Annotated in this window: 21 protein-coding genes and 3 pseudogenes; 11 read left to right on the top strand and 13 right to left on the bottom strand. The window is 57.7% G+C overall.

Translation table 11 applies throughout. From position 1 onward, the window contains the following. Entirely contained in the window at window positions 1-936 is a 936-nt protein-coding gene (locus tag AGR2A_RS28445; protein ID WP_080823919.1) for a LysR substrate-binding domain-containing protein, read from the top strand. On the opposite strand, the gene AGR2A_RS28440 is transcribed toward AGR2A_RS28445, so the two are convergent. Genes AGR2A_RS28440 through AGR2A_RS28415 form a run of 6 tightly spaced genes read right to left on the bottom strand, consistent with a single transcriptional unit; the run spans window position 882 to window position 7,037 of the window. Continuing rightward, a complete protein-coding gene (locus AGR2A_RS28440; protein ID WP_080823918.1) occupies window positions 882-2,132 on the bottom strand; it encodes a glutamate carboxypeptidase in 1,251 nt (416 codons plus the stop codon). The genes AGR2A_RS28445 and AGR2A_RS28440 overlap by 55 nt on opposite strands. 12 nt (window positions 2,133-2,144) lie before the next feature. Beyond that, window positions 2,145-3,197, bottom strand: coding sequence for an isocitrate/isopropylmalate dehydrogenase family protein (locus AGR2A_RS28435; protein WP_080823917.1), 1,053 nt, complete (start codon window positions 3,195-3,197; stop codon window positions 2,145-2,147). 9 nt (window positions 3,198-3,206) lie between these two features. Then, window positions 3,207-4,145 (bottom strand): isocitrate lyase/phosphoenolpyruvate mutase family protein, encoded by a 939-nt coding sequence (locus tag AGR2A_RS28430; RefSeq protein WP_080823916.1) that lies wholly within the window; start codon window positions 4,143-4,145, stop codon window positions 3,207-3,209. A 5-nt stretch (window positions 4,146-4,150) separates the two neighbouring features. Next, a complete protein-coding gene (locus tag AGR2A_RS28425) occupies window positions 4,151-4,666 on the bottom strand; it encodes a hypothetical protein (RefSeq protein WP_080823915.1) in 516 nt (171 codons plus the stop codon). Beyond that, the gene (locus tag AGR2A_RS28420) at window positions 4,663-5,898 is read right to left on the bottom strand and encodes a 3-isopropylmalate dehydratase large subunit (protein WP_080823914.1); all 1,236 of its coding nucleotides are present in this window, start codon (window positions 5,896-5,898) and stop codon (window positions 4,663-4,665) included. The genes AGR2A_RS28425 and AGR2A_RS28420 overlap by 4 nt, the downstream gene beginning before the upstream one ends. After that, a complete protein-coding gene (locus AGR2A_RS28415) occupies window positions 5,895-7,037 on the bottom strand; it encodes a homocitrate synthase/isopropylmalate synthase family protein (RefSeq protein WP_080823913.1) in 1,143 nt (380 codons plus the stop codon). Before AGR2A_RS28415 ends, AGR2A_RS28420 begins: the two co-directional genes overlap by 4 nt. A gap of 307 nt (window positions 7,038-7,344) precedes the next feature. Here AGR2A_RS28415 and AGR2A_RS28410 point away from each other — a divergent pair. Continuing rightward, window positions 7,345-8,328, top strand: a pseudogene (locus AGR2A_RS28410) (PLP-dependent aminotransferase family protein); the annotation flags it as partial. 245 nt (window positions 8,329-8,573) lie between these two features. On the opposite strand, the gene scpB reads toward AGR2A_RS28410, so the two are convergent. Genes scpB through AGR2A_RS28395 form a run of 3 tightly spaced genes read right to left on the bottom strand, consistent with a single transcriptional unit; the run spans window position 8,574 to window position 10,672 of the window. After that, window positions 8,574-9,269 carry an SMC-Scp complex subunit ScpB gene (scpB, locus tag AGR2A_RS28405; RefSeq protein ID WP_080823911.1) on the bottom strand — a complete coding sequence of 232 codons (696 nt, stop codon included), beginning with the start codon at window positions 9,267-9,269 and terminating at the stop codon, window positions 8,574-8,576. Then, window positions 9,266-9,685 carry a hypothetical protein gene (locus AGR2A_RS28400; protein WP_080823910.1) on the bottom strand — a complete coding sequence of 140 codons (420 nt, stop codon included), beginning with the start codon at window positions 9,683-9,685 and terminating at the stop codon, window positions 9,266-9,268. The genes scpB and AGR2A_RS28400 overlap by 4 nt, the downstream gene beginning before the upstream one ends. 33 nt (window positions 9,686-9,718) lie before the next feature. Continuing rightward, window positions 9,719-10,672 carry a DUF1403 family protein gene (locus AGR2A_RS28395; protein ID WP_080823909.1) on the bottom strand — a complete coding sequence of 318 codons (954 nt, stop codon included), beginning with the start codon at window positions 10,670-10,672 and terminating at the stop codon, window positions 9,719-9,721. A 122-nt stretch (window positions 10,673-10,794) separates the two neighbouring features. Between AGR2A_RS28395 and AGR2A_RS28390 the strand changes: the two genes are divergently transcribed. The 4 genes from AGR2A_RS28390 (at window position 10,795) to AGR2A_RS28375 (ending at window position 14,244) form a co-directional block, all read left to right on the top strand. Beyond that, entirely contained in the window at window positions 10,795-12,009 is a 1,215-nt protein-coding gene (locus tag AGR2A_RS28390; protein WP_080823908.1) for a site-specific integrase, read from the top strand. Between the two features lie 256 nt (window positions 12,010-12,265). Then, window positions 12,266-12,448: a hypothetical protein gene (locus AGR2A_RS28385; RefSeq protein ID WP_136883662.1), complete on the top strand. Its 183-nt coding sequence runs from the start codon at window positions 12,266-12,268 to the stop codon at window positions 12,446-12,448. Window positions 12,449-12,513: 65 nt separating this feature from the next. Continuing rightward, window positions 12,514-13,479: a helix-turn-helix transcriptional regulator gene (locus AGR2A_RS28380; protein ID WP_169692224.1), complete on the top strand. Its 966-nt coding sequence runs from the start codon at window positions 12,514-12,516 to the stop codon at window positions 13,477-13,479. A 327-nt stretch (window positions 13,480-13,806) separates the two neighbouring features. Then, window positions 13,807-14,244, top strand: a complete 438-nt coding sequence (locus tag AGR2A_RS28375) for a GNAT family N-acetyltransferase (RefSeq protein WP_234825410.1) — start codon at window positions 13,807-13,809, stop codon at window positions 14,242-14,244. Window positions 14,245-14,312: 68 nt separating this feature from the next. On the opposite strand, the gene AGR2A_RS28370 is transcribed toward AGR2A_RS28375, so the two are convergent. Next, window positions 14,313-15,260 carry a DMT family transporter gene (locus AGR2A_RS28370; RefSeq protein ID WP_080823905.1) on the bottom strand — a complete coding sequence of 316 codons (948 nt, stop codon included), beginning with the start codon at window positions 15,258-15,260 and terminating at the stop codon, window positions 14,313-14,315. Between the two features lie 85 nt (window positions 15,261-15,345). On the opposite strand from AGR2A_RS28370, the gene AGR2A_RS28365 reads away from it, so the two are divergent. The 5 genes and pseudogenes from AGR2A_RS28365 (at window position 15,346) to AGR2A_RS28350 (ending at window position 17,937) form a co-directional block, all read left to right on the top strand. Continuing rightward, window positions 15,346-15,825 carry an Lrp/AsnC family transcriptional regulator gene (locus AGR2A_RS28365; RefSeq protein ID WP_080823904.1) on the top strand — a complete coding sequence of 160 codons (480 nt, stop codon included), beginning with the start codon at window positions 15,346-15,348 and terminating at the stop codon, window positions 15,823-15,825. A gap of 69 nt (window positions 15,826-15,894) precedes the next feature. Further along, a pseudogene (locus AGR2A_RS30300) lies at window positions 15,895-16,030 on the top strand (type II toxin-antitoxin system VapC family toxin); the annotation flags it as partial. Between the two features lie 104 nt (window positions 16,031-16,134). After that, window positions 16,135-16,356: pseudogene (locus AGR2A_RS30295) on the top strand (integrase); the annotation flags it as partial. A gap of 56 nt (window positions 16,357-16,412) precedes the next feature. After that, window positions 16,413-16,817 carry a hypothetical protein gene (locus AGR2A_RS28355; protein WP_094513383.1) on the top strand — a complete coding sequence of 135 codons (405 nt, stop codon included), beginning with the start codon at window positions 16,413-16,415 and terminating at the stop codon, window positions 16,815-16,817. 232 nt (window positions 16,818-17,049) lie between these two features. Continuing rightward, a complete protein-coding gene (locus AGR2A_RS28350; protein ID WP_080823902.1) occupies window positions 17,050-17,937 on the top strand; it encodes a hypothetical protein in 888 nt (295 codons plus the stop codon). Between the two features lie 43 nt (window positions 17,938-17,980). Here AGR2A_RS28350 and AGR2A_RS28345 read toward each other — a convergent pair whose 3' ends face one another. From AGR2A_RS28345 to repB, 3 genes are all read right to left on the bottom strand, one after another. Then, a complete protein-coding gene (locus AGR2A_RS28345) occupies window positions 17,981-19,102 on the bottom strand; it encodes a hypothetical protein (RefSeq protein ID WP_234882109.1) in 1,122 nt (373 codons plus the stop codon). A 304-nt stretch (window positions 19,103-19,406) separates the two neighbouring features. After that, entirely contained in the window at window positions 19,407-20,624 is a 1,218-nt protein-coding gene (gene repC / locus AGR2A_RS28340; protein ID WP_080823900.1) for a plasmid replication protein RepC, read from the bottom strand. A gap of 174 nt (window positions 20,625-20,798) precedes the next feature. Beyond that, a complete protein-coding gene (gene repB / locus AGR2A_RS28335; RefSeq protein WP_080823899.1) occupies window positions 20,799-21,758 on the bottom strand; it encodes a plasmid partitioning protein RepB in 960 nt (319 codons plus the stop codon). Between the last annotated feature and the right edge of the window lie 50 nt (window positions 21,759-21,808).

Raw genomic sequence — 21,808 nt, 5'->3', positions numbered from 1 at the left:
ATGCGCCGATTGCCTTCACTTAATGCCCTTCGTGCTTTCGAGGCGGCAGGTCGCTTGGGTCTGATGAAGCTTGCGGCGGAAGAACTAAATGTGACCCACAGTGCAGTCAGCCGCCAAATCCAACATTTGGAAGAGCTTCTAGGCACGCCATTGTTCGAGGGACCGAAGCATGCCCCTAAACTCACTGACGCAGGCAAGACTTTAATTCCGGGCCTGAGTGCCGCCTTTGATCAAATTGATTCGACGGTTCGCCTCGTGACAGATGCCGAATCCGGATCGTTAGACGTCTCCTGCCTTGGTACTTTCTTGATGAAATGGTTAATCCCACGACTTCATCGCTTCCGGGCCGATCACGGATCGATCGACGTCCGTTTAAGCACGGCGGACTCACCGGTTGATTTCTCGCGCGAACGTTTTGACGTCGCAATTCGTGTGGGCCAGGAGCCGTGGCCCGAGGACTGCGAGGTGTTTCCCTTATTCGCAGAGAAGTTTGGACCCGTTCACGCGGCAAACCTGAATTTGCAGCGGGAGAACATTTTCACATTGCCTCTTCTGCGTACGCAAACCCGCCAATCAGCTTGGGAAAATTGGATCGCTCGATCAAGCGTGAAGGTTGATGCCGAGCACGGAACGGAATTCGAACATTTCTACTTCATGCTCGAAGCTGCTGTGGCGGGTTTGGGCATCTGTATCGCGCCGTGGCCGCTTGTCGCTGACGATATTGCGGCTGGCAGGCTGGTCGCTCCATTTGGCTTTACAGACAGCGGCCAAACGTATGTCGCCTTGCGGCGTAGACAGCGCAACAAGAAGTCCGTCACATTTTGCACTTGGCTAACGGACGCGGCTCACGAATTCGCTCAATCATCGAACCAGAAAGGCGATCACTTTGAAAAACTTTCGCGGGAAACTTCTTCGATCAATCGCGCCAGCAGGTAGATGCGTGGTGCGATAAGCGCCCGTTCAATATACTCCTCGCCAGCTGTGTGAGCGCCGCCACCTACAGGTCCAAGTCCGTCGAGTGTCGTTGTTCCGGCTGCAGCGGTGTAATTTCCGTCTGTCCCAGCCCCGCTGGCCTCCGTTCTTAGGTCCATGTCGATTTCACGATAGATGCCCTGCGCCATTTCCACCAATCTCGCGGTTTTATCGGTCGAAGGGAATGGAGGGCGCCCGCGTTCCAGCGATGTCCGCACCTGTGAGCAGGCAAAGAGCTGTTTCGTAGCGGCCAGTTGAGCCGCGTCGCTTTCGAGACGGTCGAATTCGCTGGGATCCAGAACACGCACGTCTGCCTGGGCCTTCGCCTGAGCGGGAATGATATTGCTCCGCTCGCCGCCGTTCAGAATCGTGAAATTGAATGATGTGCTCAGCTCCGGCCGCTCCAATTGCCTCATCTGCAGAATCTGGAAGGCAATCTCAGTCACGGCATTGCATCCCTTTTCCGGCTCCGCGCCTGCATGCGCAGCTTTGCCAAGGACGTCCAACCGGAAGTAGCCGATGCCCTTGCGTGAGAGCACGATGCGATCATCCGGAGTGCCGAATTCAAGGACGAAGGCGACATCATGTTCTTGCGCAAGCGACCTGATGAGCTCCTTTGATCCCGCCGACTGCTTCTCCTCGTCCGTTGTGCTTAACAGGGTCACTGTCCCGTACGCATCCCGTCCCGCCTCCCGAAGCAGGCGGACGGCCATCAGCGCCATTGCAATGCCACCTTTGTCATCGAGGACGCCAGGCCCGTAGATCCGACTTACCTCCTCTCGCCATGGAAAGGTTTGCAGAATTCCTGCCGGATATACCGTGTCCATATGGGAAACCAACAGAATGTTCGTCTTGCCCTGACCTCGCCATCTTGCAACCACGTTATTTCCCGGCCCGGTGCTGGCAGGGATGAGCTCAATCTCCGCACCGATCTCACGTGCCTGGGACTCCAATTCAACCTCCATTGCATGGATGCCAGTTGCGTCCAGCGAAGGAGATTCAATCTCCACCATCTTTCGTGTGGCCTGTAGGAATGGTTCCACTAGCTGCTTTGAGGCGCGGTCGAGCGCATCCGTTTGTTCTTGGCTCATTGTGGGTCCTGGAGCTCCAGCAAAGACCGCAAAGGCCATGAACATTTGACGGATGGCCTTTTTGTTCATGACGCGCCTCGCTTACAATTTCTGAATGACGGAATGGGTGAATTGAGAGGTTGTGGCGCTTCCGCCCTGGTCAGGGGTACACATGCCTGTCTCTGCCAGCGTCAAATCGATCGCTATCTCGATCGCTTTCGCCGCATCGATAAGATCGTCTCGTTTTGCCCGCCGGCCGAGCCAATCGAGCAGCATTGCACTCGAGAGGATAAGTCCTGTCGGGTTGGCCCTGTTTTGTCCCGCGATGTCAGGGGCCGATCCGTGTGCGGCTTGCGCCATGGCACGTTCGTTACCGGCATTGAGTGAGGGTGCCATGCCCAACCCTCCAGCGATCTCGGCTGCTTCATTGGAAAGGATATCGCCGAACATGTTGGTCGTGAGCAGAACATCGAATTGCCCGGGATCGCGGACTAAAAGCGCGGCCGCTGTATCGACCAGTAATTCCTCAATAATGACGTCCTCAAAGTCCATCGCCGCCGAGCGCACCGCCTGCAGAAACAATGCGTCCGAGAGTTTCAGAACATTGGCCTTGTGAATTACCGCCAACTTCTTGCGGCGCGCCGATGCGAGTTGCAGGGCCTCATGCGCGATGGCGGCGCTGGCGGCGGATGTAATCTTACGCAATGCAAACGCGGTGTCTGGATCGGGCATGAATTCTCCCGATCCGGCGTGCATCGTGCGACAGGCATAGAATCCTTCCGTGTTCTCACGGACGACAACTAGGTCGACGTCAACCGATCGGTCGAATTTTTTACGGCTCCGACAAGGTCGAAAATTGGCGAAGAGATCAAGCCCCGTGCGGAATTCAGCAGATGCGTTGACCCCACCGAGTTCAGCAGTGGGGTAGCTGAAGGTTGAAAGGGGCGCGAGCACAATTCCGTCCGCGGCTTCTGCCGCACTGCGGACGGACGAGGGAAGAGTTGAGCCCTCTTTAGCAAGCGTCGCCAGTCCCAGCGCGCGGCGCTCCAGTGTGAGCCCAAGGTCGCGTTCCTTGTTCAAATAAACGAGGATGTCAGCGCAAGAGGCGGCTATCTCAGGGCCTATACCGTCCCCGTCCAGGATCAAGATATCCATGCGCGTTCGTCAGCTTGCGCTGTCCCTGGCGGCGTCTCTGGCCAGCGCGGCGTCGTAACCAACTTCTCGGAAGATTTCCGCGACGGGGGTGATGATATTGTCGGCTTCCATTGATCTGTCGTTTTCGAGCAAAGACATGCAGATCTGACGCATGGCGAAGTGGGAGGCGCGCAAAAGATGGTTTGCGTGAATAACGATACTCGCGCCTCGTGCATGAAGATCCTGCGCCCGCACATTGTTGTAGGTCGTGGGTACGCAGATCACCGGCTGGGTAAAACCCTCACCGCGGAAGCGATCCAGGAACTCAAAGACGCTGGTAGGCCCGCGTTCCTTCGAATGAATCATGACACCGTGGGCGCCGTGTTCCAGGTAGACTCGTGCGCGCCGCAGAGCGTCCTCGACCGTTTCGCCGGCGATCAAGCTCTCCAAACGGGCAAATATCCGGAAATCTTCGGACAGAAGAGCCTCGCGCCCGCGATAGATCTTTTGGCCGAACGTGACGGGATCCTCGAGAACGTGGGTTGAACTCAAAGAGAGGCTGTTGCGTTTGGGGTGCTGCTTGTCTTCAATGACGACGGCACTGACACCCGCGGATTCAAGGCGAGCGCAGAGATACTCGAACGCAGTGGGATCCCCGCCTGTATCGCCGTCGACAATCAACGGCTTGGAGGTCGCACTCAAAATTTCGTCCACCAGCTCCAGCCGGCGCTCCAGCGCATAGAGCTCCATGTCCGGCAGCGCGCGGGCCGCAGAACTGGTCAGACTGGAGAGCCAGAGCGCGTCGAAGCGGCGGCCTTCGTGGCCATTTCCGACCCCCGACGTTTCGCTAGATATGAGGGCGGAGATTCCACTGTGCGCCTCGATTGCCCGCACCAATGCGCCCGCAGACAGGAGCTGTTGAAGCTTGGCCCGCCGCTTCTCTGGCAGGATTCGATTTCCTATCGTCATTTCTGTTAACCTCCGAGCTGAATTCTTCCTTGCGCAGCAAAACGCGTTGCAATCAATGGCAAGAGGCCGCCAGCGTTGATCATTTCAAGCATGCGGGCTGGCGGCGGTGAGAAGTTTGCGGGACGGACGGCGCCCGCGACCTGGCCGGAATGGAGGTCGACAGAGATAACGTCGCCCTCCGAAACCTGCAGGTCAGCAACTTCGATCGCTATCAGTCCGAGATTCCAGGCGTTCCGAAAGAAGATGCGGCCAAAGCTGGGTGCAATCACCGCGTTGATGCCGGCGGCGAAAAGGGAACTGACCGCCTGCTCTCGAGAGCTACCGATCCCAAAGGTTGTGCTGCTGCAAATGACATCCCTTGGCCGGAAAGTTGCGGCCAGCCCAGGAAAAATGTTCTCGAACACATGCTTGGCAAGCTCGTTTGTGTCGGTGAACATATGTTTGTATCGGCCGGGAATGATGTCGTCCGTCGAAATGACGCGGTCGATCTTCCGGACGCGCAAAAGGGTAAGTACAGTCATGAGGTCAACTCCGAAAGCTTGGGCAGCTCGCCGCGGATAGCGGTGTGAGCCGCGACGAGAGGGGAGGCCAGATAGATTTCCGCCTCCGGATTCCCCATCCGCCCTAGGAAATTCCGGTTCATGGTGGAAAGGACGCGGTCGCCAGACGCGGGGATGCTGCCTTGGGTCCCGAGACACGCACTGCATCCCGGAGGCGAAATGATTGCGCCTGCTCGCACGAGTTTGGTGATATATCCGAGCTCCATCGCTTCGAGATAAACGCGCTGTGAGCCTGGAGTGACAAGACATTGAACGCCCGCCCGAACCTTGGCGCCACCAAGCACCTCAGCCGCTTCTGCAATGTCTTCAAGTCTCCCGTTCGTACAGGTGCCTATAAAGACATAGTTGATTTGCAGGCCCTCGCATTCGCTGATCGGCACAGCGTTACCTGGTGAATGCGGCTTCGATATCATCGGGGGCAAACCGTCGATGTTCAAACTGATGACACGGGGATCATCGGCGGCCGGCAGGTTGATGGGCTGCATGTTGCTCGGGCGTCCAACACCCGGCGGAAGGAACGTGCATTTGGCGCCCATTTCCACACCGAGGTTCGCAACGCTGGCGCATGAGTCGAGACCTAGCTCGCTGAACCACTCCCCGGTCCATTCAACCGCCTTGTACAGAAATGGAAGCTGGGTGTTTTCCGCCAAGGCAAAAAGTGCAACGTCACGCGCGCGGGCAGCCGAGCCCGGACGACCGAGGACGTTTATCCAGACGGTTTCCGGGACACGTAGCCAAGTCTCTCCGGTCACCATCGCCGCTGTGCAGTCTGATGCCCCCATCCCCAATGCTAAGCACTGCGTTGCGCCACCTGTACAGGTGTGAGAATCCGAACCGACGACGATGGTGCCAGGCTCGTACCAGCCCTCTTCTAGCGCGACGACATGACTGATGCCTTCACCAGCGCGGAACACCCGAACGCCCAAGCGCTCGGCCAGACGTTCGGCTTCGCGCAAACGTGCCGCGATATGTTTGTCAGGGGCGATAACCGAATGATCAAAGAAGATCCCGATGCGCTCGCGATCGAAGACTTCCGAAAAGCCGTGCTCTGCAAAGAGCCCGGCGATGGTCGGGGAATTGCCGTCCTGAAGGTAAACCCGGTCCACGCTCGCCGTCACTAGCTCCCCGGGGCTGACGAAGTCGCGCTTGGCGTGACCGGCAATGATTTGCTCGACGAGCGTGGGGCTGTTCATTGGGCCGCCTCCACGGAATAGCTATGCTCCTTATAGAGATCGCAGAACTGGTCCGGAGTAAGTGCCGCGCCTTGACGGATCGCGACGGCGCGCACCTGGGTGAGGCACTCCGCCAACTTGTCCTCGTCGACGGCGATCCCATGGTTCTCGAGCACACTGCGAAGCGTGGCCCGGCCCGAGTGCTTGCCGATTACGTACCGCCGCACATTGCCGACCTCTTCCGGAGTAAAAGGTTCAAACGTGCTGGTATCTTTCAACATGCCATTAACGTGAATTCCAGATTCATGAGCGAACACGTTGTCGCCGACCACTGGCTGCCAAGCGGGCAGAGGCTGATGGCTTGCTTCGGCGACGATCTCGGCCAGTTCCTTGAGGTGCTTGGTCCGGATTCCCAGGTCGCGGCCGTACAGGTGCTTGAGCGCCAAAGCCATTTGCGCCAAATCGGGCATGCCGGCACGCTCGCCCATTGCATTCACGCAAACATGGAAATAGCGTGCGCCGGCGTTCAGTCCAGCCAGGGTATTGGCTACAGCCAAGCCGAAGTCATTGTGGCAGTGGCATTGCGTGTCGATCGAGGAAACGCGGCCGACGGCTTCCACACGCCTTCCATATTCCTCCGGCGACAAGATGCCAATGGTATCGGAAAGACGAAGCCGATCTGCCCCGGATTCCGCCAAAGCGCCAGCATATTCCTGCAGGAACGAGATTTCGGTCCTGCCGATATCTTCTGCGCTGATCGAGACGAAAACATCGCGATCCTTGCAGTATTTGATGATTTCAGCAGCACGTTGGAGTAACCAGGAGCGATCTTTGCCAATGCTGCCCTTCAGGTGGACACTGGATGTCGGCAGCCCGATGTGGACGGCGTCGAATCCCATGTCGATCGTGGCGGCAACATCTTCCATGATGCCACGGTTCCAACCGATGAGCCGCACCTCATTCTTCCGCTCCAGCATCTCGTGCAGGGTAGCGAGCTCTTCCCCGCCCATTGCCGGGATGCCGGGTTCGACCCAGCCAACTCCCGCCTCGATAAGCTTGTCGAGAATTTTGAGTTTGGTTTCTTTGGAGAAGGCTACGCCTGGGGCCTGTTCCCCGTCGCGCAACGTCGTGTCCTCAAGAATAATATCATGCCGGATCATTTGAGTGCCTCGCCTCGTTGTGTCATGAAACTGTCACAAACGTTACGTGTGCAGATTTTCCTAGGAAAACGATGAATCCGAACTTCTTAAGTTCCGGAAGGGCTAGAACATTGATAAATCGAGAAAGGTCTAAGGTATTTTTCAATTTTAACGCGTAAGTGATCTCGTTCGTCTCGCTCATATTATCAATCGAGAAGGATAACTTGCGAATTCAAAAACATCTGCCAGCACTATTGTCAGATTGTTGATTGCCACTGAGAACTGACCCGTCGCAGCCGCCGGGTCAGTTCTCAGTGGCAATCAACACTATGGGGACATCCAAGGGGAACCAGACTTGCGGGCCGCGATCGTTGCGCATCTGGCTGTGTCGCGCGGTGTACGGTGCACGGACGAGCAGTTGTTCATTACCGCTGGAACGCAGCAGGCCCTCGATCTCGCCTTTCGCATTCTGGCTTCGCCCGGCGATACCGTCATTGTCGAAGACCCTTGCTACCCACCCGCCCGACAATGTCTCGCGCTCAATGGCGCGAAAAACATCGGTTTGCCGGTAGATCGCGATGGCATCATGACCGAAAGCCTATCGGACAACCAACTGGAGCCGCCGGCGCTGTTTTACCTTACACCCTCAAACCACTTTCCGGTCGGCTCCGTTCTTTCCCTGCCGCGTCGGCTGGAGCTTCTTGCCTATGCGCGCGAGAACGACTGCTGGATCGTCGAAGACGATTACGATAGCGAGTTTCGTTACGAGGGGCATCCGATCGCATCGCTACAAGGGCTCGATCAGGCCAATCGTGTCCTATACACGGGCACGTTCAGCAAGGCGCTACTGCAGAGCCTGCGCCTCGGTTACCTCGTCGTTCCGGTCGAGATTGTGCCGGTGTTCAGAGCAACCCGGCCAGCGCTCGATCGCTGCCCACCGACATTCCAGCGACGTGTCGTCGCCGATTTTCTGAACGAGGGATATTTTCCTGCGCATCTGCGGCGGTTGAGGGAGCGGCTCCGCGCTTCTCGCGATCTGCTTGCCGAACTGCTGAAGGATCGCGTCAACGAGTATCTCGACGTCGCAATACCAGACCAGGGAATTAACCTGACGGCTCGCAGCACAGGCACATGGACGAGCGATACCGCCATCTCACAGGCCGCCTTGAGCAAGGGCGTGGTCGTTATGCCGCTTTCCCGGATGAACGTCACGTCGTCTGATACGTCGCGATTGATGTTCGGCTTCTCCGGACTTTCAGTACAGGAAGCCGACAGGGGAACGCGGCTTCTGGCCGAAGCTTTCAAGATGTAGGGATTCGCAAAAGTCCCAATTAAAGTTTGATTTTTGCTACTGGGTTTTGCGCCGTTGCAGAATATCGATTTTTGCGACAAATCCACATGCGAACGCACCGCCGACTGCTTTATAGGTAAAATGTCCTGTATCATGCCTGCCGTCGTTCTCATGGTCGCCTTCGGTGGAGACCCTTAAGAATAGGACGCTTGACGCAGTCCGTTGGATCTTAGTAGCTGGCTACGTCGATACCTTCTCCACCGCCTTCAGTCGGGCACATCTGATTGCAGATCAATCTCGAGCCCGCGTTCGCCATCGTCCGGTTCCTCGCTGATTGCGATTGGAATATCGCCAGCAATCAGCTTCTCCTTACTGAGGAGACCCGCATCCTCAAGCGCCTCCCTGTCCGGCAGGTCGTGCAGGCTCTGAAGCCCGAACTGGGACAGGAACGTCTTCGTGGTCACCAAGGTGTAGGGCGCGCCCGGTTGCGGACTTCTAGGCCCCGACGCCACAAGCTCCAGCGAGCGCAGATGAGCGATCGTATCGCGGCTGACTTCCTTGCCGGTCATCGTGGAGATTTCGCCGCGGGTGATCGGCTGATGATAGGCAATGATCGATAGCACCAGAAGATCGCCCTGCGACAGCGACCGCCCCATAGGTTCGACCCCCGTAAAGCTTCGGATCGCGGCTGCGAACCTGGGACGCGTGCGGTGCTGCCAGCCGCCAGCGACCGATACCAGATCGTAGGGCCGGTCGCGCAGTTCATCGCGGATGTCATCAATCAAAAGATCGATACTGCAGTCGCGCCCGACGAGCACAGCGAGTGTCTCGCGGGTCACGGGTTCTGCCGTCGCAAAGATCAGCGCCTCGACACGCCCCATCCATTCGCGCCAACGCAGTTCAGGTGGCAGGTCGGAAAGCTCCGCGTCAAGAAGCGGCTCCTGGCGTTTGGTTCGACTCATAATACCCAGTCTGGAATGCAAGCGCCCATTCGTTGTTCTTCCGCGCTCGGTTGATAATTGACGGACCGGATCTGCTGCGGGTGTCGAGCGAGCGCCAAAGCGTGTTGCCTGGCAAACGGAGACGAGAGTTCCGTCCCGCTCTGCAGCCGTTGCGGCGATAGATCGCCAGCGTCCTGCGAAACGAAAGTCGAGACCGTCTCACTGCCACAGGCTAATGCCCGGCTGAAGTCAGCGACACTCGAGGGCTGGGTTATCAATGCAGCGCAGACTATAAACCCGAGAAGTTCCAACCGCTCCCGGCCTGAAGATCGCGACCATCGTTGAGCAATCCGGTCGACGAAGTCCGGCCATGTCATGCCCGTGCGATCCAGGTGCTTGGACTGAGCTGTTCCTCGATTGGCATATTGTTTCTTCATCGCAGTTCCCTCCCTTATCCAAGGTGGTGTGGGTTACAATCCATAAAGCCGGAACGTCGGACGTCCCGTCAGTTCGCGCACGCCTCCGAGTGCAACCAGCCGCTCGAACAGGCGCCGGCTCGAGCGGTCGCTTACTGTCCGGCCGGTCTGAGCTGCCTGTGCATCTTCGCTGATCAGGATCGCCACCATGGCGTCGGCATCCTTGCTGCGCAATTGCGGTGCCAGGGCCAGCAGTCGGTGCGCGCGCCGTGCCAGATCAGCGTAGAGATCGAAAGCCGCTGTCGCCCCTCGCCCGTAGGCAAAGGCACAGGCGGTCTGCCACCGTTGCGGATCGGCACGCGGACCGCCGGCGAAACGCAAGTCATCCCGCTTCAGATGCGCGGCCAGCAGCGGCACGGGAACTGGCCAGTTCAGACGCCGGGCAAGTACCGCATCGGCGAGCCAGAGCGCCAGCGGGCGGCTGTCAGGACGCAGAGTCAGGCTGGTTGCGACCGTCGCGCTCGCCGCCTCGATCGGGTTCCTGGTTCCGACGCTCGCCGCCAGGGCATTGTCGATGGCCTCCTGCGCCGGTGCGTCGATAGTGAGCGACAACAGATCGGCGAAGATCACCAGCCATTCGGCGTTGAGTGATACTGGCCCAAGTGACGATCCCCGTCCCAGCGCCCGCCAGGCCTGCAGGATCCGGCCGGCGGGACCGGGATCGTCGCCGGGCCGGGTCAGGTAGAGATGATCGCGCAGCGCCGCCGCATCTTCCGTGCGGCCCTGCAGGCGGACGACCGCTTCCGCCGATTGAAGCGCCAGACGCTGGCGCCAAAGCTGGCCCAGGGGATGGTGGCCACGGGCGATCTGGTGAATGCTGCCAAGCGCAGCACCGGCGAAAAGCTCGGCGTCTCCGGCGGCTTGGCGGGCGCCGGCGGCGCGCGCCCAGTCCGGCACGGGTGGGAAGGTCGGTGGCAAATCGGGTAAGGTACGGGGTCGTGAAGCCATGTCACACGCTAACTTCAAACGGCGCTTTTGACAACACAGAACTATATAAACCGCCGTGCCCGTCGTCACATAAAAACGTCCGATAATCTTGCATTATCGGACGTTCATGTCATTATAGAGAAATGGCGCAAATCATCGAGCAAAATGCCAATATCCACGTCGAGGAGAGCCCAGCGACGTCTGACAGGACGGCGGCTTCGAATGATATTACGGGGGCGTCGCTGTCGGCCGAACCCGCAGCGCTTGGTGACGCCGACCTGCCCGATATCGTCGATCTCGTGATCGCGATGGGCAAGATGCCGGAAGAGCCTACCCCCTCCCCTCTCTCGGGCTTGGCCACTCCCCGCCTGCCAGCGCATCTCGAGGCCCTCGCCGATCGCGCGCGCGATTATGTCGAGGCGGCGAGTTCCGCCAACACTCGCAAAGCCTACGCTTCCGACTGGAAGCATTATGCTGCCTGGTGCCGGCGGTCCAACCTGGCACCCCTCCCCCCACATCCACAGACCGTTGGCCTGTATATCACGGCGTGCGCCTCCGGAACTGCTGAACGAGGCGCGAAGCCAAACTCCGTTTCGACGATCGAACGCCGCCTCTCCTCGCTTTCGTGGAACTATACGCAACGCGGGCTGACCCTTGATCGCAAGGATCGTACGATCTCCACCGTGATGGCCGGCATCCGCAACAGTCATGCGCGGCCGCCGGTGCAGAAGGAAGCCGTGCTCGCAGAGGATATCATTGCGATGGTGGAAACACTCGACCGCGGATCGCTCCGCGGCCTGCGCGATCGTGCCATGCTGCTGATCGGGTATGCCGGCGGTCTGCGCCGCTCGGAGATCGTCGGCCTTGATCTCAAAGCAGATCAGACGGAAGACGGGCGCGGTTGGATCGAGATCCTCGACAAGGGCATGCTCGTCACCCTGCGCGGCAAGACCGGCTGGCGCGAGGTCGAGATCGGCCGCGGTTCGTCCGACGCCACCTGCCCTGTCCTTGCCGTCGAGACGTGGATCAGGTTCACCAGGCTTGCGCATGGTCCCCTCTTCCGCCGTGTGACGGGGCAAGGCAAAGCTGTTGGGCCTGACCGGCTGAATGACAAGGAAGTGGCGAGGCTGGTGAAACGCGCTGCAATGGCCGCCGGCGTTCGCGGCGATCTTAGCGAGATCGAGCGGGCTTTCAAATTTTCGGGCCACTCACTACGGGCGGGACTCGCCTCATCCGCCGAGATCGATGAGCGCTACATCCAAAAACATCTGGGCCACACTTCCGCCGAGATGACGCGACGGTACCAGCGGCGACGGGACCGATTTCGAGTGAATCTCACCAAAGCAGCAGGGCTCTGATATCGGGAATGGAACATCATTCGCTACCTGTTGCAAAAACCAGGTTTCTGCGCCGTCGCAGAAGTCAGACGCAAAATCGAAGCGCTGGGGATTTTCACTAACGCTGAAAGACATGCGATGTGATGCCTGACGGACATAATCGGTCGACTCCATTTTCCTTTGCAAACCTGTCCCGCTGTCGTGCGTTCGCATGACAAGTCGGGGTGCCCCTCCATGCGAAGCTGCGTGGATGAAGCACCGGGACAGGAGAGAAATCGTGGACATCTACAGTCTCGCCATCACACACATTCGAGCCGAGACTCGACCAGCGTGCATGATTGCTTTGGGCGAGGATCGCTATTACTCAAACCACACGGGCCTGCGCTTCAAAGCAGGGCTGCTTGGGTCGATCGCCACGGCAGCCGCCATGATCGCGATCCTTGGCATCACCCTGCCCTGAGCGGCCCCGTGGAATATGGTTCCGACCGTGCTATGCAAATGCCTGGCATTTTGCGGAGATCATGGATGGACGAACGCGAGGCTGAAAAAGACGCGATCCTGGCAGTGCTCCGCAGCGAGACCGAGGCATGGTTGCAGCGGGACTTCGAAACATTGGCGAACCACTGGGTACAGTCGCCGCAGACGCGGCGAATGGAATATTACGCCTCACTTGGGGTGCGGGTCGATGAAGGCTGGGACGTAATTGCCGCTCGACTTAAGACGATCGTGGAGCGTTTCCCGCAGAGGCGCGCTTTTTCGGAGCATGTTCGGTGGGACAAGATCAACGTCATCGTTGCTGAGAGCATGGCGTGGGTCACTTACGACCAAATCGGGATCGACGGCGGCGATGACCTTAAACGCGAGCTAAAAATTCTGCACAGGATCGATGGGGTCTGGAAGATCAGTTGCGTGGTGATGATGGAAAGTACCATCAAGCAGGCGAACTTCCCGATGATCGAGGTTGACGCAGATATGCGCATTCTGTGGACGAACCGTCTGGCGCAGGAGCGGATACAGGGCCATCAGGGGCTCGCCATCGCTGCTGGTCGACTCCGCGCCAAGCGAAGCGAACACGCCTCCGTGCTCCGTGAAGCTGTCCGCTTGGCTTTTCGTGAGTTGCAGGGGCAGACACGACTAACCTTATCGCCGAAGCAGGCTTGGCCGGTGATCCTTGGCGAGGATGCGGCGGGGGTGCCGATGCACTGCTGGGTCCATCTTGAAGATGGCAAGGCGCTAGTATCATTCGATGATGCGCAGACGATCGCGCGCCGGATTGACCAGGCGCAGGAAATCTATGGTTTGTCGCCGGCGCAGATCAGGCTCGCCCGTCTCATCGTCGATGGACACGATCTGGCGGCCGCCGCCGAACGCCTGAGAGTCAGCACTAATACGCTACGCACTCAACTCCAGCGTATTTTTGACAAAACTGGCGTGCGTAGTCAGGCCGCGTTGGTGCGTTCACTGCTCAGCGTTGAGGCACCCAACAATTGACCGAACCTTGGGGTTGCTTCATTGCTCACTTTCCAACCGCAGACGAGATAGCTGTCGTCGAAATCCTGATTTTTCACGGACGAGGCAGCTCTTCATGCTTGTGTCGCCGGTCTTGGTATGGTGCTCGTGCCGCCGATCCTCACGGCCAGGGAAACACGATCCGGCGCGTTGGTGGCCCCGTCTGGATATGAGCCGGTTGAAATTGGATCACCGGTCAGAACCGAGAGCAGTGCGCAGTTCTGTAGCTGGATGGTCGCCGAAGCCCGCGGCCTCGGATAAGGTGCTGTCGCAGGTCTCGAGAATTTCGCGATAGGAATGGAAACAATATTGGCAATTCGTGTCGAAATAGAACGCCTTCCAAGTGACGATGTGCAACGCTTAATCGACGAGGGTTTGGACATCTTCAACGCGGAAAAGGTGGGCCCGGATAACGCAGAAGATTTGTGGGTTATCGCGCGCGACGGCAATGGAGGCGTTCAAGGAGGCCTGAAGGGACGCACATTTTACTCTTGGCTCTTTATTGACTGGTTATGGTTGTCTCCGGCGGCAAGAGGGCAACATGTAGGGATACAGCTCCTAGGCCGAGCGGAGATGGCAGCGCAGGCACGGGGTTGCATCGGTTCTTACGTCGATACATTCAGCTTTCAAGCCCCCAACTTCTATCGCAAAAACGGCTACGAAGAATTCGGGCGGATCGAGGGCCTTCCTCCTGGCCATGCTTGCATCTGGCTCAAAAAGACATTCGAAGAGCCGCAAAAATCCTAATACTTGCAGCAAGATCGCCAGCTCTGAATTCCCAAGGAAATTTCTATCGCAGATAGCAGGCGCAAGAGTCAGCCCCGCACGACTGAGTTTTGCGATAGACCGAGCGAAGTGCGCGGCTTGCTGAAAACAGCGATTGCGGAACAGACGCCGAGGAACTGCATGGCTACCCCGATTGCTTCGGCTAGCGTTGGGAAGCGCCCCTCGAACGCAAAGCCGTAGGCGAGGCCAAAGACCGTTTCGGCAACGATAAGCTGGGCAGCGAGAGCCAGCGGCAGGCGGCGGGACGCGATCACCCAGCACCACGTCGCAAACCACGAGCCGGCCAGCCCCATCACCAACGCCCATGCGATGAACCGGAAGGTTTCCGCTGTGGATGCCGTATTTCCGAGATCGAACGAAACCAGTGGCAATAGGAGGAGACTCCCGACCGCCGCCCCGATGCCTTGCAATCCCGTCCATTGCAGACCGTCCGGTGCGTCCGTTGACCGCATGACCCCCGCATTCACCAGACCGTAGGCGATCCAGATCGCCAACGCCGCGGAACTGGCGAGAGCACCGAGCAAAATTGACCCTGTATCCGCAACGTCGGCCGCGCCTATCGTCGCGACGTTCACACTTGCCACGCCGATAGCAATTAGCGCCAAGGGCGGCGCGAGAGCCTTCCATGGTGCGCAGCGGTCTCGGATATTGGCGATAATCGCCAGGAACACCGGCATGGTGCCAATGATGACAGGCGGAACGGCTGCCCCGGCGAGTTGGACTGCAAAGGCCGCACTGATGAAGTACCCGACGTATCCGGCGCCGCCGAGTAGCAGCCCGATCAAAAGCCGCGATGGCGCAATACCAGTGGGCCGGAAGCGTCGATCGGCCATCAACAGCAGGCAGGCCAGACCGAAGATGCCATAGCGCGCAATCGTCAAATCCCAAGCCGTGAACGGCCCGATGGCGCGCGGGGCGATGAAAGTCAGTCCCCATAGGGCGCAAGTGGTGAGGCCGGCGATGATCCCGAGCAGCATGGTTTTCTCCTGTTGGAGCAATCATGCAATGCGGTTTGGCTATTTTATATGGAACTTTGAAAGCTGTTTCGGTAAATTAACTACCATGTCGAAAGCAAAGACACCTGAAAACCTTCATATTGGAAAGTCGACGCTGGACGCGACCGACGCGCGGATTCTCTCCGCACTCGATTCCGATGCCCGCTTGTCGATGAGCGAGCTTTCCCGCCTTGTGGGTATGTCCGCGCCGAGCGTATCGGAACGCGTTCGCCGCCTTGAGGCCGCTGGCGTCATCAACGGCTTTACGGTCGATGTCGACACGCGCGCCATCGGGTACCAGATCAGGGCAATGGTGAGGATCAGGCCGCTGCCCGGCAAGCTCCACTTTGTTGAACGGCTCATTCAGGAGCGCCCGGAAGTTGTCGAATGCGACAAGATCACCGGTGATGATCCCTTCTTGGCCCGTCTCGTCGTTCATACGATCGAGCAGATGGACGATGTTCTCGAAGCGCTCTCGGAACACGCCGTCACGAGCACGGCCGTCATAAAGGGAACATCCGTCAAACGACGCTTGCCGCCTCTGTAACAAACGTCAGGGATATCGCGTCCCAAGTCTTCGCTCGGGCAAAAACACGGCCTCAGAACGTTCACACATGTTCCTGTCGATGCCGATCTCGTCGCTCTGGCGACGCAGGCCTGGCTGACCTACGGCAAGGGCCGCCACCCGGCATCCCTAAGTCTTGCTCTTTATGGGCAACGACTTTTCGCAAACCGATATCAAGGCGGCGTGATGCGAAGCGGTGCTCATCTCGACAACGATCGACGCGGTAAACCCACTTCCCCGCCTCGCCACCGGCGGCGCTAGTTCCCGGTCTACCTCCGCAGTTTCAACCGCACGGATCGGGCCCGCACCTATATCGAGGCAGCGAGTTCCGCCGCCACCCGCAAAGCTTTCTCCAGCGAGTGGTACCATTTGGACGCGTGGTGCCGTCGCTCCGGGGCATCTCCCCTCCCCATCCAACCCACACACCACCGGCCTCTACATTACCGCATGTGCCTCCGGCACGGCCGAGCGAAGCGCGCAAAGGCCAATTCCGAGTCGACCATCGAGCGCCGGTCTGTCTTCACTCTTCTGAAGCTTCGCCAGTCCCGCCAATGGAGAACGAAGCGGTAATGGCTGCCGATATCGTCGCTATTGATCGGCCACGCCGGCGGGCTACGGCAGAAACGTCATTTGCGATCGCTTTTGGACGGCTCGATCGGGACCAAGTCCAACTCGACAACGGTATCCTCACAGGTGAAGGTTTGAAAGATGTCATCAATCAATGCGCCAAGACCCGGTTACTCGACACCCCTCAGCCAGCGCTATTTCGGTGTGCAAAAAGTTGCCAGCCGGAAACTTTTCTTACTCGTGGCTATTTATCTCTTTATTTCAATACGTTACCGGAAATTTGCATAATCCGCTTCTTTGAGAAACGGGCGAGGGGGCGGTTCAGCTTACGCCTGATCCCGACCCCGGGCCGCGTTCGTCGCGCGGGGCTATGGGTAGGCTCGGGCTTAAGCAATTACAAAGGTTGAGTGCACGGTCGTCCGGAGGACGTGATCGATGATTTCGTTCCGGCAAAGACAGTCAGTAGCCGTGCCTGCAGAATTAATTCGTTGATACTCTTGCAGGTTCGCTCTGGAGCACGGACAGGATTGGCGCAAGTAGCCTGAACAAAACCATGCCCTCGCTCAAAGTCATTGCGTTGACATTCTCTCCCGCACTCGCCATTCGTCACGTCATCAGCACGAGCATGAGGATTGCAGAATGACCTTCGACGACGAATTCGGAGTCCGTGAGGTAGAATTTGCTGTTCACGCGGCACAGGCCGAAAGGCTCTTCGTCCGGGGCGCGAATGCTCTCAACGACCGGTACTTCGATAATCAGGCGAAGGAGAACCACATCTATGGTGTAAACAACGCACTGAACCAGCTTTTGGGAGACGCGGCCGTATTGGTCGAGGGAGGCGGGCTCTCAAAGACTGCAGAATATTTCATGCGGTTTGGCGTACTGCGGCGCCTCAGGATGCTGATAGCTTCATTTCGCAGCTTCCAAAGTATCATAATGCCCGATCGTGCTGCCCCACTAACACTCGAACAGTCTGACGAAGCGTGCCGCGACCTCAACGCGATCTACATCAACATTCTCGGCCTACTCGATAACTATGCGTGGACGATTGTCCATCAGGCAGGCAGTGCCGGCACGCAAGCCGCAAGACCACTCTCCATCAGTCTTTTCAAGCCTGCCTTCGCTGCAGATCCGAAACTACAACACCTTGCCACCACATTATCTCCGTTTTCTACCTGGGAAGAAGATGTAAAGAAACGGAGAAACCCCGCGGCACACCGCATGCCGTTGTATGTTCCTCCAGCAGCTTATGACTCTGAGGCAGCAGCAGCTCTTGAGGAATACGACAGGCAGATCTCTACAGCGTTAAGGGCTCAGGAGTATGGAACGATGCAAGAGCTGCATCGAAGGCGGGAGCAGCTCGGCATATTCGTTCCAGTTTTTCTCCACGACCCTGAAGAGGAAATATGCGAAATCTATCCTACTTTGCCCCAGGATATTGGACAGATGATCAAGATTGGCCGGGTCTGCCAGTCGTTCATACGGGCAAACCTCCTAACACCTGGCGCGCTCTTTCCTGCTGGCTGACACGAATGCAAAAAGATGGCTGGTCGCTCGACATTGTGAGCTCTCAATCTCGAGGTAGAAGACCCGCGTTTCGAACTGGCTCCTCTAAAGCTTTCTGTTCGTATCCCGCGCCTTGATAAGAGAGCAGCTCAGTGTTTGATGTCGCTATTCTAATATCGCCAGCTCTCACGATTTCAGCAGCCTGTCTTGGAGCGACGGAACCTGGCCTGAATTCCGCAAGATCCTTTTCATTCCCCAGGACCGCAAAACCGTCCGGGAAAATTGCCCCGCCAGCCTGCTTGGCCGCTTCAACGATATCATCACCGAATTCAGGAAGGTTCTCCAGAGAATGTGCTTCGGGCGCTTCCGCTTCGATGTAGGCGAACACGCGCTTTGCGATCTCCAGGTCAATTGCCAGGCCATTGAACCAGCGGAACGTTGTTTGTTTAAACGCGACCCTTCCATCCTTGCCAACCACGAAAGATTCCGGCGCAATTTCTTCACCAAGGATCCAGGTGCGGTCGAGCCAGACAACAGTCGAAAAACTCTGCTCGGACGGACGCCACGCACGCGCGCGCGCAGCCTCTCCAACTTCCGGTCCGAAAAGAAGGGTTAGCACGCCGCAGTAGCTTCCGAACCGCACTCCGGTGGGATCAGATCGCTCTTCGGCAGCTGACCCTTCGACAGTTGTCGGATCGGCTGCATCCGTATGGTGGACGAAGATTTCTGCCCCTTTTACCGGTGTCATCCAGCTTCCGACAGAAAAGCCGTGAGAGGCAATCCAGCTGCCGATCTTGCGACCTAGATAAGGCTCAACCTGATTTTTGTAACCGTCCTCAACGCGTTCATTGAACGCCTTCTTCGAGGTACCCTTTGTTGCCTTGGATTCGGCCAGTGCCACAAAGAAATCATTGCTGCGGCTGAAAATGAAATCGGGAGATCGAGCTGTCGGCTTCTTTCCGTGCACCACATGGCTTTCAAAATGATCGACCCATCGATATCCGTCGCGGGCCATATGAAGATAAGCGATGCCGTCTCCCACCAGCCCCGTCATTGCCTTCCTGACATAGTCTTTCAGATCTCGAGATGAGTCCAGAAGTGCGAAGCGTTCCCCTTTTTCATCAACGTGGCGAGCGATCAGATGCCTGCAAAATGCTACATGAGCTCGCGCTGCTTGCTGGTCCATTCGGCGCCGACTCGAGCATTGGGCCATCGCCCCATACAGTTCTGCTGGCGTAAACGACAACTCCATGCTTCCAGGCTCCCGGCCCATGATCAATCGCGAAGACGTCGGCCGGTGTGCACTGACCTGTTTCACGCTCAAGAGTTTACGCTTTGCTCGCCACATGGAGTGCCCTCGTTAAATTCTCCGGTTCGGCCTTAAGCTGTTGCGATGCATCTTGACCAAGGATCGAAAAGTTGTCAGCCGGAAACTTTCACAATCTATCGCATTTAATGGTTTATAATCAACGGATTAGTCCCCCGCGGCGTTATGATGTCGCTCTCAAGGACTGGTTGTTCGCCCTTAGCAGCGCAAACAGCATCGGGCCAAGCGAAAATTCCCCTCGCCGCGCCTTCGACGTCAAGTCTCGGAGATAACCGCCGGCCGAGTTTATATGTCCTGCACGTTCATAAATGCAGGCGATAGCAATCGCTGCCGCCGCTTGCCCCATGACTTCGCAGGCCTCCTCATATGCCGACGGACTGACGCCGAGCGTCGAACGAGCAGTTACGGCCGCGGCCATCAACTCCCGCCAATTCCCGATCGATCCTCCGGGGCCGAAGTTCCCAATTTCGGGGCATGCCCTCAGAACCATCGACAACGGGAAGGTCTGCGGCTCGTCTTTCAGCTTAGGCCGGCTGTTTGGCTCAGGTCTTTCCCCCGGCTTCTTTTCGAAGCGAGGTTCAAGTTCATGGATAGAGTCGGTATTTGAATTCTGTATGTGGCAACCAGATGCGATGTCATTGCCATCGGTTTTTTTGGATTCTTCTCGTGTTTCCAACATCCTGGACACTTCCTCGTGCAGAAGCGTCATTTCGTCGAGGCTCGATTCCAGGTCGCCAAGCGTTGGCCTCCTCTTAAACCGCCCTACGATGTTGATAAAGGCGTCTTCCGCAGCATGCCAGTCGCCAGCAACGCCTTCCGTTAAGCCGACGGTGATAAGCTTTCGAACATCTCGCCGCACGATCGTCAGCCGATCTTTCACTAAGCGGTAGCGGCGCTGCTCGGCCGCAACCTCCTGGGCCAGCGCAGCGAATTCAGCGGCGCGGCTTACAAGAGGGGCAAGGTTAAACCCATAGGCATCTTCAATTCTGCCCTCATCGTCTTTGCGAGCATATCGCTTTCCATTCGGGCTGTCCTTGCGGATGATGATGCCCGCCTCGACCAAGGCCAAAAGGCATTTACGCAATGTGGTTCCGGCTATGCCGTTTGCGCGCGCGGAGAGCTGGGCGTTGGATGGAAAAACGACGAGGCTGCGATCGGCGCTTAATTCGGTGGCTGGAAAGAACGACAAGAGAGCGTTCAAAACAGCGAGCGCGCGATCATGAATGCCGAGCCTAGAACGAGCGTCCCCGACGTCCCGAAAGACACGCCACTTATCCACCGAGGCTTCCGCCGGGGCCTGTTCAGTTGCCTGTTGACGCCGCACCAGGGCAAGCGTCATCGGCCGCCGCCCAAAGGGCGTCGTTAAATAACCAGTTTCCATGTCCTTCACCTTTCACAAGGCAAAGAAAAGGCTACGCCGGATCGACGTTGACTCTTGACTGTGATTCCAGGAAGTGCGATTCTCTAAGCGACCAAACTGAGAGAGGCCTTCTGGAACACCGTTTCGGAGGGCTTTTTCTTTGCGCTACGGATACCTTTCTTTGTTTCGCTTCATCTACTGCCTCGTCTTTTTGAACGATGCATAGATTTCGGGCAGGGCCGACATCAGGTACTCGCCGAATTCCGGCGCCGCCTTCTTGTCGATCATCAGGGTCAGTGTCTTTTTATCCTGTCTGAAGCTGGCAGCCTTGACGCCATCGTCGGCCTGCCAGACTTCCGTTTTAAACTTAGCGCTTTTCGTTTTCTTCGGCGCCACCGCATCAAAAATACGGGCAAAACGTTCGTCCGAGGCCATGGACATGATTGCTTTGTCAGAAAGCAGTGCACGCGCCGTTTCAAGTGCTCCATCTGCGCTCAGTCGTGAGGACAATTCGTACCAGCGATCACGCCCTGTTTTCGGAGCGGCACCGATGAGGCGAATGACGTCGGCTGGCAACTGGGTCGCCGCTTGGATAAGCCGCGACAGGTTGCTCTTATCAACTGCAAGCGCGGCCATGATAACGGAGCGCTGATATCCATTTGCCTCAAGCTGCGCGGCATAAAGTGCCCGCTCGATGAAGGAGAGATCTTGGCGTGCGCTGTTTTCCTGACCCTGAGCCAGGACAAGCTCGTCGTCCGTCAGAGACCTGATCGCGGCTGTGATCTTGACGCCTGCCGCCTTGACTGCGCGCAAGCGGCGGCGGCCATATGCAATCTGATAACGGCCCTCTATCGTCGGATGAGGGCGGACAAGAATTGGAACCTGCTGCCCGTTCTCACGAATGTTGCGAGCAAACTCTTCGAATTGATCGTCATCTTCGTCGAGCCGATCCGTAACGGCCGGCGCATCGATCAAATCAGGATCGATCTCGGTCAAACCCTGAGACTTCAGAGCCTCAATCGAACGAGATACCGCCCCGATTGCACCCCTTGGGGCGTAATGGGGCGGAGCCGCGACTGTAGAGGTTGACTCACCCGTGTGGTCCGTCGAAGTCAATGAAGCCTTGAGCTCCGAGAGAAGATGTTTTCTAGCCATCAACTTTCCTCTCGCGTTTGGCACAATTGATTGTCTCCGCGCGCCCTAGA

Source organism: Agrobacterium genomosp. 2 str. CFBP 5494, assembly GCF_900013495.1.
Lineage (GTDB): Bacteria > Pseudomonadota > Alphaproteobacteria > Rhizobiales > Rhizobiaceae > Agrobacterium > Agrobacterium pusense.
Note: the sequence above shows the minus strand (reverse complement) of the source record. Positions and strands in the feature narration are given on the sequence as shown.